Source organism: Acinetobacter lwoffii, from assembly GCF_024129715.1.
Lineage (GTDB): Bacteria > Pseudomonadota > Gammaproteobacteria > Pseudomonadales > Moraxellaceae > Acinetobacter > Acinetobacter lwoffii_U.
In genome coordinates this window covers 25480-36553 of sequence record NZ_JAMXXM010000025.1, presented here as the reverse complement: position 1 = coordinate 36553, position 11074 = coordinate 25480, and the positions used below count along the sequence as shown (strand labels likewise).

Annotated in this window: 10 protein-coding genes; 8 read left to right on the top strand and 2 right to left on the bottom strand. The window is 44.4% G+C overall.

Going from position 1 to position 11074, the window contains the following annotated elements; translation table 11 throughout:
- Positions 1-258 precede the first annotated feature (258 nt).
- The 6 genes from NI462_RS12780 to NI462_RS12755 all read left to right on the top strand — a co-directional run bounded on the left by NI462_RS12780 (position 259) and on the right by NI462_RS12755 (position 4813).
- Positions 259-1158, top strand: a complete 900-nt coding sequence (locus NI462_RS12780) for an MlaA family lipoprotein (protein ID WP_253160905.1) — start codon at positions 259-261, stop codon at positions 1156-1158.
- Between the two features lie 103 nt (positions 1159-1261).
- The gene (gene gigA / locus NI462_RS12775) at positions 1262-2230 is read left to right on the top strand and encodes an RsbU family protein phosphatase GigA (protein ID WP_004732911.1); all 969 of its coding nucleotides are present in this window, start codon (positions 1262-1264) and stop codon (positions 2228-2230) included.
- Positions 2231-2342: 112 nt separating this feature from the next.
- Positions 2343-2861, top strand: coding sequence for an anti-anti-sigma factor GigB (gigB, locus tag NI462_RS12770; protein ID WP_004647542.1), 519 nt, complete (start codon positions 2343-2345; stop codon positions 2859-2861).
- A gap of 20 nt (positions 2862-2881) precedes the next feature.
- Positions 2882-3709, top strand: a complete 828-nt coding sequence (locus NI462_RS12765; RefSeq protein WP_004647541.1) for a carbon-nitrogen hydrolase family protein — start codon at positions 2882-2884, stop codon at positions 3707-3709.
- Positions 3710-3811: 102 nt separating this feature from the next.
- A complete protein-coding gene (locus tag NI462_RS12760; protein WP_005103335.1) occupies positions 3812-4237 on the top strand; it encodes an organic hydroperoxide resistance protein in 426 nt (141 codons plus the stop codon).
- A 183-nt stretch (positions 4238-4420) separates the two neighbouring features.
- The gene (locus NI462_RS12755) at positions 4421-4813 is read left to right on the top strand and encodes a DUF4951 domain-containing protein (RefSeq protein ID WP_253160903.1); all 393 of its coding nucleotides are present in this window, start codon (positions 4421-4423) and stop codon (positions 4811-4813) included.
- 50 nt (positions 4814-4863) lie between these two features.
- Here NI462_RS12755 and gspE read toward each other — a convergent pair whose 3' ends face one another.
- A complete protein-coding gene (gene gspE, locus NI462_RS12750; protein ID WP_005246044.1) occupies positions 4864-6351 on the bottom strand; it encodes a type II secretion system ATPase GspE in 1488 nt (495 codons plus the stop codon).
- A 144-nt stretch (positions 6352-6495) separates the two neighbouring features.
- On the opposite strand from gspE, the gene NI462_RS12745 reads away from it, so the two are divergent.
- Positions 6496-7275 carry a DUF432 domain-containing protein gene (locus tag NI462_RS12745; RefSeq protein ID WP_086044916.1) on the top strand — a complete coding sequence of 260 codons (780 nt, stop codon included), beginning with the start codon at positions 6496-6498 and terminating at the stop codon, positions 7273-7275.
- 9 nt (positions 7276-7284) lie between these two features.
- Positions 7285-8208 (top strand): mechanosensitive ion channel family protein, encoded by a 924-nt coding sequence (locus tag NI462_RS12740; RefSeq protein ID WP_004732923.1) that lies wholly within the window; start codon positions 7285-7287, stop codon positions 8206-8208.
- Between the two features lie 87 nt (positions 8209-8295).
- Here the strand turns inward: NI462_RS12740 and NI462_RS12735 are convergent, their stop codons facing one another.
- On the bottom strand, positions 8296-10998 hold the full coding sequence (locus NI462_RS12735) for a DUF2339 domain-containing protein (RefSeq protein WP_253160901.1): 2703 nt from the start codon (positions 10996-10998) through the stop codon (positions 8296-8298).
- Between the last annotated feature and the right edge of the window lie 76 nt (positions 10999-11074).

Below are 11074 nucleotides of genomic sequence, written 5' to 3'. Positions count from 1 at the left end.
ACTTAACTAAGTCACTGTTTTATCAGAAGTTTTAATCTTCATCACCGCCGATGGATGTGCATTCTACAGCATTTCAGAGCCCTTGCAACACCTTTTTCAAGAAAATCATTTTGTATGTATATTTTTTAAGCTTTTCGTGTGTTTTCATTCATTTTTTATACAAATTTGCTTAAATGATGTCTATTCGTGAATATAACGTTTATTATTTTCATACTAATAAGTAGTGCTACTTACACAGAAAAGGCCTCAGGTTACCTTATGCATCGTTCTATTTACTTATCTATATGCTTATTTTCTTTAGCTTCAAGCGCACATGTTTTCGCTGAGGTGGCCACCGGTGTGGAAAATCTGGAAAACGAGCCTGCAAAAACGCCGCTTAGAACAAAGATATCAACCAAAGCTCAACAATTACAAACGCAACTGAAAGTTGATGCCAGTGCAGCACAGGCAGAAGAAGTTAAAGATCCTTTTCAGCCCTTAAATAGAAAGATCTATCAGTTTAATGATGCGATTGACCGCACCGTGGTACGCCCCATAGCTGTACAATATGTGGAAAAAGTTCCTCAAGATGTTCGTGGCAGCTATACCCAATTCCGCAGTAACCTGGGTGAACCTTGGAATGTGGTGAATCAGCTGATTCAAGGTCGTCCTGCCCGCGCTGCTAAATCTCTAGGTCGTTTTACTATTAATACCTTAACGACTTTAGGACTGGCTGATCCAGCACGTCGCCTTGGCTTGAGCCATGAAGAGGAAAAATTTGGAATTACTTTAGGGTATTATGGGGTGCCTTCTGGCCCTTATATCATGTTGCCATTTTTAGGTCCAAGTTCTGTCCGTGGGGTGATCGGTACTGCTGTAGATAGTCAGGCCCGTCCACAAAAATACATTCTCGAAGATGAAGATGGACTTTACTGGACTGATCAGTTTTGGCGTGCCATTGATACCCGTTCAGAAATACTGGACGTTGAAGGGGTGCTGACTGGCGATCGCTATGCGCAGATTCGCGATATTTATTTGCAACGTACCAATTATGCAATTGCAGAAAAGAAAGGTACAGAACAAGATACGCTGTTCCTAGAAGATGATTTTGAAGATGAGAATTCTGATGATGCACCTTCTAGTGATAGCAACATTGAATCTTCAAACGAAGATCTTTAAGTTTAAGCTTCATGTATGATTGCTAGTGAAAATCTGTTCGCTAGCAATACTTTGCTTGTTATAGTACATCTTATAACCAATCCTGGGATTGAATCACTTTTTTATGTATTTCATTCAACCGACTCGTGATATCCCTTACTTAGATCAAGTACTTGATACGCTTCCGCATGTTCAGATGATCTATCTGGATGATCATGAACTGTATGACTCTACGATTATTGCGATTGCAGATGTACATGATTATCTGAAATATAAGTGGAATCTACCTACGATTGTACTGGCCTTAGAAAATGAAGGTACTGCTTTGGCTCAGGCCTGGGAACAAGGTGCTTTAGCCGGCTGGATCTGGAACAAGCTTCCCGAGAATCCAGATCTGGCATTACAAAAAATTGATGCACAATATAAGCGTAACCAGGATAGCCGTGACCTTCCTTCTGCTGCAGAACTACAAAAAAAATTGTTACCGAATCCTATTGAACTGACCAATTACGAGGTCGAAACCTATTTTCAGCCTTCAGCCTATCTTTCAGGGGATTGGTACGATTATTGGAAAATCAGCGACAAAGAAGTGATTTTCTATTTGGCCGATGTATCCGGACATGGCGTCACCAGTAGTTTGCTCACGTCCTGGATGGCTGCTTTCCATGGTCGCTCCAAGACGCCGCGCGAGCTGATCAAGAAGCTGAACGGCATGCTGATGCAGGAAAATATTGAAAAGCACATCACCATGATTGCCGGGATTCTTAATCTGGAAACCCATGTATTGAAATGGTCTAGCGCCGGACATTATCCACCACCAATTATATTTGAACCCAATCAAGAGCCTAAAATCCTCTCTTCCAGCAGTTTCCCTTTGGGTTTAACCGAAGATCTTGAAGTTGAGGAAAATGAATGGGTATTAAGTCGCAATGCACGCTTTATTATCTGTTCGGATGGGGCATTAGAACCCTTTGATGGTGGTTTAAATGAACAATTCTCGCAATTATTACACCATTTGCAGAACCAATCTTTTCAGGCTCCGGAACATGTGGCTGACGATATCGCCTTTTTAAGCTTTATCCGCGTAAATTAGCAGTATATTTACAGACTTTATAAGCACTTAATTTGATTACTACTTTCAGCCACTTGAGTATCAATACACCCTATGGGATAATTTAATATCCTTCTCTGCAAATGGCATTTATATGTCAACAGGTCATGTTGAATATGCAAGTCTGAACGGAACGCATATTTTTAAGCTTATCGGCGAAGTGCGTGCCCAATCTTGTATTAGTCTAGACAAATTACTGAACAAAATTGAACAGCAAGACAACGTAGTTGGCGCTATCGTTGATCTCACCGAAACTAGTTTCATTGACAGTACCGTACTCGGTGTTTTAGCGAAACTAGGACTCAAACTCAAGCAAGTACATAACATTCAGGCTGTCATGCTTTCTACCAATTCTGACATTACCACTTTGGCCAACAGTATGGGATTGAGCCAAGTGTTTGTGATTCTGAATTATTGTGGTGATCCAAATGTCTGCACACGTGCGCTGATGGAAGAACATGTCACGCATCAAAATATGCTGAATACGGTTCTGGATGCGCATAAAACCTTGATGAAACTGAATCAAAGCAATCAGAACATGTTTGAACCTTTAGTGAAACAGCTACAGAAAGAGCAAGACAATTTAGATAAAATTTCCGAGCAAAAGGTATAACCATCTTATAAGAGGACCCTATGACTTTACTTTCTGTTGTACAAATGAATTCTCAAAATGAAATTGATGCCAATTTCGTGGAGATTGAATCTTTAATTCAACAAAGTAAGGCCAATGGAGCTGAACTGATTGTTTTCCCGGAAAACTTTGTCTGTTTTGCCGCAGGAAAACAGCGTGAAACTGCTGCACAATTTGAAGTGATTCAGCAGCGTCTGGAACAACTTGCCCATCAATATGACACCTGGATCGTCGCTGGTACATTACCCTGCCCTTATCGTCCGGATGGTTCGATCATTGAAGATGGCCGCGTGCGTACCGTTAGCCTGTGTATCAGTCCGGAACGGACCGAAGCGCGTTATGACAAAATTCACTTGTTTGATGTGCAAGTCGGTGATGCTGTAGGCGGTTATCAGGAATCCAAGTTCTTTGAGCCCGGCACAGATGTTGTCGTAGCCAAAACCCCTTTTGGTAATATTGGTTTAATGGTCTGTTATGACCTGCGTTTTCCGGAACTAGCGTTAAATCTACGAGCCAAAGGTGCAAACCTCTTGACCGCACCTTCTGCTTTTACCTATACCACAGGTGAAATGCACTGGCAGCTTCTTCTGCAAACACGTGCTCTAGATAGCCAATGTTCGGTGCTTGGCGCAGCTCAACAAGGCTGGCACGGTGAAAAACGTCAGACTTGGGGACATGCAGCCGCCACCAATAGTCGTGGACAACTTCTCAATATGATTCATGCAGAAGGTGCTCAACTTATTACCGTCGACTTTGATTTAAATGAACAGCAAAAAGTGCGTGAATCCATGCCTTTAATGCAACACCGTAGACTTCTTCAACTTTCCTGAATCGTTTCATTTGCTTGCATAAAATAACAAAATCCCTGCTTATTCTTCAGGTGAAATCACCGAGCATAGAAGCTCTACGAAAAATAAACAGGGATTTAACTCATGTCATTAGAAAAAGCCGTCTATACCGCACATGCCAAAGCCACAGGGGGCCGTGATGGCCGCGCCATTTCTAACGATCAGATTCTGGACGTCCAATTGGCCGTACCTAAAGAAATGGGGGGACCAGGCGGTGGAACCAATCCTGAACAGCTCTTTGCCGCAGGTTATTCCGCCTGTTTCTTGGGTGCAATGAAATTTGTTGCCAATCGTGACAAGCTCAATATCAGTAAAGATGCCTATATTGAAGGTGATGTTGGGATTGGTCCGATTCCTACCGGGTTCGGGATCGAAGTGACATTAAACATCCATCTTGAAGGCATGGATCAGGAAGAAGCAAAAAAACTGGTGGATGCTGCGCATATTGTCTGTCCATACTCAAATGCGACCCGTAATAATATTGATGTGAACTTAAACGTAATTACTTAATTTTTTTATTTAACAGCTATCCTGAAAAAAGTTTCAGGATAGCTAGACTTCAATTATAAATTTCAAAATTTACCCGCTTCATCTTTTGTCAAAAGCTACTTCTCTTCCCCACTTGAAAACTGCAGCAAAAACTTAAGAAATTATATATAATGATTCTTATTTACATTTATTCGATTTATATTGATGTTCAAACCTGTTCTTCTGAGTTCTCTTCTTCTCCTCACTGCTACAACCTCTTTTGCAGATCTTTATCTCTCAGAAAAAATCCGCCCCCAGGTAAATTCTCTGGTCAATACAGAGATTGCACGGTTGCCCATTCCCGCAACACCCAACAATATGATTCTGCCTGAATTTGGTAAAGGGATTATTGGTTGGGGCGTTGGCCCCAAAGATGCTGAAGTTCGTTTTCTCAACATCAATCAGGCAGATGTTGAAACAATGAAACAGGAAGGACTGAGTTTAGCAATGGCACAAGCCTGGCAGAACTTTTATGAAAATGAAACTCTGCGTAATCCGGGAAATTCGACTGCACCTTTTCGTGCACAACTCATGAAAAAAATCGTCAGTCTCTGGTAAATATCCAAAAGTCCTGACGATCATTATGATAAAGCGAGCAGATTAAAAAATTATTCTACTGCTTCGTTGGTTACTCGCAATACTTCTTCAATCGTGGTTTTTCCGGCCAATACTTTACGCAGACCATCATCACGAATGGAACCTGACTGCTGACGTACATAGCTTTCGATTTCATATTCAGCCGCATTGCCATGAATCAAACGGCGCATATGATCATCGACTGGGACAATTTCATAAATTGCAGTACGACCACTAAAGCCAGTATTGCCACAACGTTCACAGCCTTGAGGTTGCGGTAATCTTAAATCTTGGGGATGCTCAATATTGCCAAATAGATTCTTCTCGAAAGCATCTGCCTCATGCCAGGTCGCGCAATGTGGACACAAGGTACGCACCAGACGTTGGGCTATTACCCCGATTAAAGAACTGGAAAGCAAAAATGGCTCAATCCCCATATCTTTCAGGCGCGTAACCGCACCAATGGCAGTATTGGTATGCAAGGTGGATAACACCAGATGTCCTGTCAGGGATGCCTGTACTGCAATTTCTGCGGTTTCCAGATCACGAATCTCACCAACCATGACCACATCCGGGTCCTGACGCAACATGGCTTTTAACGCACGGGCAAAAGTCATATCGACTTTGGTATTGACCTGCGTTTGTCCAATGCCTTCCAGTTGATATTCAATCGGATCTTCAGCCGTGAGGATGTTTTTAGAACCGTCATTCAGGTCAGAAAGTGCCGCATATAAGGTGGTGGTTTTACCCGAACCGGTCGGGCCGGTTACCAAAATAATTCCATGTGGGCGATGTACTAGAGTCTTGAGTCGATCATAGTCATTATTCATCAGGCCCAAATGGGTCATGTTCAAACGGCCTGCCTGCTTGTCCAGAAGACGCATCACCACACGTTCACCATAAGAAGATGGCAAGGTTGATACACGCACATCGACTTCACGCCCTGCCAGACGCAAGGAAATACGGCCATCTTGCGGAATACGTTTTTCGGCAATATCCAGTTTGGCCATGACTTTAATCCGTGAAACCAGAAGCGGGGCCAGTTCACGGCGTGGCTGGACAATTTCGCGTAACTGGCCATCGACCCGTAAACGCACCGACAGTTTTTTCTCAAAAGATTCAATATGAATATCGGAAGCCCCAACACGAATTGCTTCGGATAATAGCGCATTGATCAGACGTACAATTGGCGCATCATCTTCCTGATCCATCAGGTCTTCAGCTTCCGGTACCGAATCAGCCAGACTGAGTAAATCCGGATGATCTTCCAGACCGGCAGCCACCTGCTGTGATTCGCCGCTATCTCCGGCAAAACTGGAACTGAGTAACTGGTTAAATTCCTGTTCGCTACAGAGTTGAAAATGAGCCGGATAACCGAGCAGACGGCGGGCTTCCTGCAATGCAAGCATCGAGGTATTGTCACGGCGCAGAATAAAGGCCTGATCTCCCTCATAACGCAACAGCACACCATGGCGCTTGGCGAAGCTATATGGGATTTGTAATTGTTTAAGTACTTGCATCGCGGATTATAATAATGATGAAAAAATTTAAATTGAGTGTACTCTAAGCATATGACAGCGTGAAGTATGTTTTCAAAGATTTAGCAAGAAAGGGTGCCAACATTGCCGCGAGATAAAGATGAATTAATCCCGAATACAGCGAAAATGCGCTGGTGGGGAGAACAGAATTTTGAAATAAATCAGTCTAAAGCCTGGCAGTTTGGCTCCTTGCTGTTTCGGCTGACCCGAGGGATTCAGGAATGGCGACTGGAATATTTCCGCCCTTCTGTGCAATACGATTATGAACAGCAATGGCATCAGATTGATGATCCGAATTTTGCCTTTCCCCCACCTGTGAAAATTGAACGCTATATGTTCAAATCCACGCAAAACAAATTGCAACTGATGCCACGCCTTGCAGACCGTTCTGTGGTGATTAAACCAGTCGATCCGATTTATATTCCTGCCGGACAGCGCGGTACGCTTTATATCAGCACGCCCTTATGGATTGCCGGTTTTGTCGAGGGGCAGCGCGAACCGATTTTCGATTTGCCGGTAATCTTGCCAAAAGACACCTGGTTTGGACCCAATCACCGTTCGGGGGAAATCTGTTATGCCACCGCAGTCGATGGCAGAACCGAACTGAAACAGTTACATCCGCGAGCCTTTCGTGCAGTCACACCAATTGAATTTCACAATACCAGCAACCAGCAATTGCGCTTTGACCGAATGAATGTGCCAGTGCCTGCCCTGCCGCTTTTTTACAGTGAAAGTACCGGCCGCTTATGGACCTCACAAATCCGCGTTTTGCATGAAAGTTCGGATCGTCCGCCGCGGATCCGGGTGGAAAACCGCACGCCACCAAATGCTGGTGAAGTGGCCTATTTGCATCCACCGCGTGATCCGGCAGGTGCGTTATTTAATATGTTTGATTCATTTTTCTAAGGGCGTCTGATGCCAAGTTCAAATATTCCGACCGAAGTCACCAACAGCCTGAAGGGAGTATTTACCAATATCAATACCGACCGTTTGACCGAAGTTCTGGTGGCGGTGGTGTTGTGCTTTATTGGTTTCCTGATCGCACGCTTTATTTCCAATACCTTTATTCGCACCATTGGTGTCCGTTTTAATGCCCATCAGAAACTGGTCTGGCGCCGCGGAATTTTCTATTTTATCTTCCTGCTGTTTGTGATGGCCAGCCTGAAAGAAGCCGGTTTTAAACTCAGTGTCTTCCTTGGCGCTGCAGGGATTTTAACGGTCGCACTGGGTTTTGCTTCGCAAACCTCAGCATCCAACCTGATCAGTGGTCTGTTCCTGATTGGTGAAGGTTCTTTTGAAGTCGGTGATACCATCCAGATTACCTTGATTCGTGGGCATACCATTGAAGGCGAAGTGATTTCGATTGATCTGCTCTCGGTTAAACTTTTGACCCAAGATAATATCTATGTGCGTTTACCGAATGAACAGCTAATTCGGGCACCGGTGCAGAACTTGTCGAAATTTCCGATACGGCGGATTCCGATTACGTTGGCGATCAATTTCCATGAAAATATTATCAAGGTACGCGAAGTTCTGCTGGACGTTGCCAATAAATATCCACTGGTACTGGCCGACCCGAAACCTGCAGTCACCGTTACCGCTTTCCGTGAATCTTCGATTGAACTGCTGTTTGCAGTGTGGTGCCAACAGGAAAACTACCTGAAAGTTCGTGATGAAATGCAGGAACGGATTCGCAACGGCTTTGTCGATAACCAGATTGAAATTCCGGTGCCGAAGATGGGCTTTGTCGATCATCCACTTTCCCGCCCTTTGGAAAATGAAGAAATTGATCAATACGCCAATGACAAGGCATTGAAAAGAGAGCCTGATTTAAAATAAATTGACTTTAGGTGAGAGCAACATCTAAACCAAAAATCTGCATCAGTGAAAAATGCTCCCTCTCCTTTCTTAAAGGAGAGGATTCAATCAATCAGTTTTCTCCGGCATCGGTGCAATATAAGCAATCAGCAGCATCACCCCGCCCGCCAGCAAGAAGGAAATCACCCGGGTTAGGGTGCCAATATGTGACAGGTCAAATAGTACGAGCTTCAAGGTTACAATCACCAGAATACTGCCGCCTAAAATCCACATCGGTTTCAGTTTTTTGAGTGTCGCCGTCCACATGGTAATCCAGGCCAGTAATACCCAAAGTATGGTCAGACTAAGCTGAACCGTCGCATTGCTCCATAAGGCCAGATCATTAAACGGCGTCTGCAGGTACACATGTAAAGCTCTTAAAATAATATAACTGGATAGCCATAACAGGCTTAGTACCATTAAAACCGCCATCATGCCTTTGTCACGTCCCACCTTAATTTGCTGTAACAGCATCCAGATAAAACTGGCAAACATGGCAATACTGATCAGGTCAAAAGGATTCAGAATCGGCAGCCAGTAATACTGAAAGGCTTGCTGGCTAAACAGCTGTGAACATACCAGCCAGCTTCCCATCAGCAATAAACAGCTCTTGGTTTGCCAAAGCTGCTGCCAGCCTGACTGCGGATCCTGCCGATAGCACCACAGGCAGAATAATAAAGGCAAAATCACCATGCTCAGATAAGGCATGTTCGGGATCAGACATAAACTTGCCAGAGCCAGACTGCTAAAAACACCAAAACTCATCCATTCCTTGGAAAGCTGCAAGCCAGCCAGCGGTCTAAGCCACAGAATGGCCAATAATATCGTTGAAAGTGCAGAAACCCCACGTTCCAGATCACTATTCCAGACAATCACCGCATTCTGACTGCGATCCAGAGTTAGAATCGCCGCAATGACCAGTAAGGGCGAGATGCCACTCCACTTCGGCAGTAACCATGACCACTCCTGATTTTTGCGCAGGATCATTTCATTGAACATTACATAACCCAGTGTGATGATAAATAAACTCAGCACATAGGCATGCTGACTCGGAAATTCATCTTCCAGCAAGGCAAATAGCATCAAACTGGCCGCGACACTTAGGCTGCTTAAAAAACTGACACTCAGACTATTCATCTGCTGCTGGTACTGCTTTTTAAGCTGACTGATGACCACGACTGCCACATAGCACAGACTCAAAATCCAGAAAATTATTCGCGGTGTTGGATTAATCTCGACCAGATAATACAGGCTGCTGAATCCGGCCATCAGCAATAAGCCCATGCTCAGATAGTGTGCTACCCGGACATTTTTTTCCAAGGCCCATAAATAAATCAGCACACCTTCAACTGCCCAGCCAATCACACTCCATTGTTCTGTCAATAAGATCGGGGGCACCAAGGCGAGAAAAATCAGCATCAGGCTCAGATAGCTCTGCGAAATGAGCAGGATAGTTTGTTTACGGCGCAGCAGTGTCCAGCAAGCGGCAAAGACCAGTGCAAAGAACAGGCTTAATCCAGCTTGCCAGAGTTTTTGATTGGGCTGATTAAAATGAATCAGATACAGAAAAATATATGCCGTGATCGGTGCAGCAAAAATCAGCGCTAAGTCCAATACCGGTTTTAACTGAAAACGTGAGAGATCCTGTCGTGCCAGCAACTGGCTAAAGCGGAAACCTAGCCAGATAAACAGCGCACTATGTGCCAGAATCAACGCAGTCATGGCATAACGCTCATATGTATAACCATGAATCAGGCTATATATCCCGCCAACGACCGCAGTCACTAAAAAGGCAATTTGATTGAGAATCTTCCATGGCCGGAAACTGCTCAGCACTGCCACCCCGATATTGATCAGCAAATAATAGCTAATCAGCTCAACGGCAGAAGCATCGCGGGTCGGTAAGGTAAACGGTGCCAGATAAGCAATCAGCAAAGCCATCAAAGCCAGTTCGATGCTTTCCTGTTTCAGGCTTAAATATAGAGTGATGGCCAGAATAATGAGAAATAGCAATGTTGCCAACGGTAACGTGGGAATCACCAGATTGTAATAGGCAAAAAATAAGGTCAGGAACAGACTCCCTAAACCCAGTCCTTCCAGTGCCAGAGCAAAACTCCGATTTTTCTGCACCAGGCGATAACCCAGACCTGCTATACACCCACTTGCCAGTGCAACCAGGCTCAATTTTGCAGCCAGACTGAGTTGCCAGTGCTCAGTGGCAAAACGCAGCAGTAAAATAATCCCAATCACCAAAATACTAATCGCGACTTTTAAGACTGGATTCCCCTGGAAAAGCCAGCGCTGCAGTTGATCTACCAGATGAGGAGAGTCGTTTACCTCTTGGGCAGATTCAGTTTTCACGAATGGAACAGAATCGGATCGATCCGGTGATCGCTGTAAGGGATTGGCAGAATGGGATTGCAGCTGTATCAAGCGCCCTTCCAGACGTTGCAGCCACCTGAGCAAAAAGAATACCCATGCCGTAATCCCGATGCCCATCAGCCAATCCAGTTCAGCCAGTCCACCAACAATGGCAGTAATTGAAGAAATATATAAAGGAACTTTAGAATTGCGTTCTAGGGACATTTGCTGCTGTGCGGCCAGTTGTTGTAGCGGTGTTTCTACCGCAGTGACATATTGCATCACGCTAAAGATAAAACCTAAACCACACAGATAAGTTACAATCTGATAACCCAGATACCAGGCGCTGATCCCGGCTATCAGCAGGGTAATCAGCCAGATCATGCGCAACTCATTCCGTCCTACAGCCATTCTTATATTTCTCTTTCCTGAATCCTTCCATCATACAACAGCTTGTGCTGCTTATTTCATCTTCAGCCGATATTCG

Coding starts and splice junctions, on each gene's coding strand:
- NI462_RS12745 (WP_086044916.1), top strand. CDS start 6,496: ATGCGCTGGTGGGGAGAACAGAATTTTGAAATAAATCAGTCTAAAGCC.
- NI462_RS12760 (WP_005103335.1), top strand. CDS start 3,812: ATGTCATTAGAAAAAGCCGTCTATACCGCACATGCCAAAGCCACAGGG.
- NI462_RS12780 (WP_253160905.1), top strand. CDS start 259: ATGCATCGTTCTATTTACTTATCTATATGCTTATTTTCTTTAGCTTCA.
- gspE (WP_005246044.1), bottom strand. CDS start 6,351: ATGCAAGTACTTAAACAATTACAAATCCCATATAGCTTCGCCAAGCGC.
- gigB (WP_004647542.1), top strand. CDS start 2,343: ATGTCAACAGGTCATGTTGAATATGCAAGTCTGAACGGAACGCATATT.
- NI462_RS12765 (WP_004647541.1), top strand. CDS start 2,882: ATGACTTTACTTTCTGTTGTACAAATGAATTCTCAAAATGAAATTGAT.
- NI462_RS12755 (WP_253160903.1), top strand. CDS start 4,421: ATGTTCAAACCTGTTCTTCTGAGTTCTCTTCTTCTCCTCACTGCTACA.
- NI462_RS12735 (WP_253160901.1), bottom strand. CDS start 10,998: ATGGCTGTAGGACGGAATGAGTTGCGCATGATCTGGCTGATTACCCTG.
- gigA (WP_004732911.1), top strand. CDS start 1,262: ATGTATTTCATTCAACCGACTCGTGATATCCCTTACTTAGATCAAGTA.
- NI462_RS12740 (WP_004732923.1), top strand. CDS start 7,285: ATGCCAAGTTCAAATATTCCGACCGAAGTCACCAACAGCCTGAAGGGA.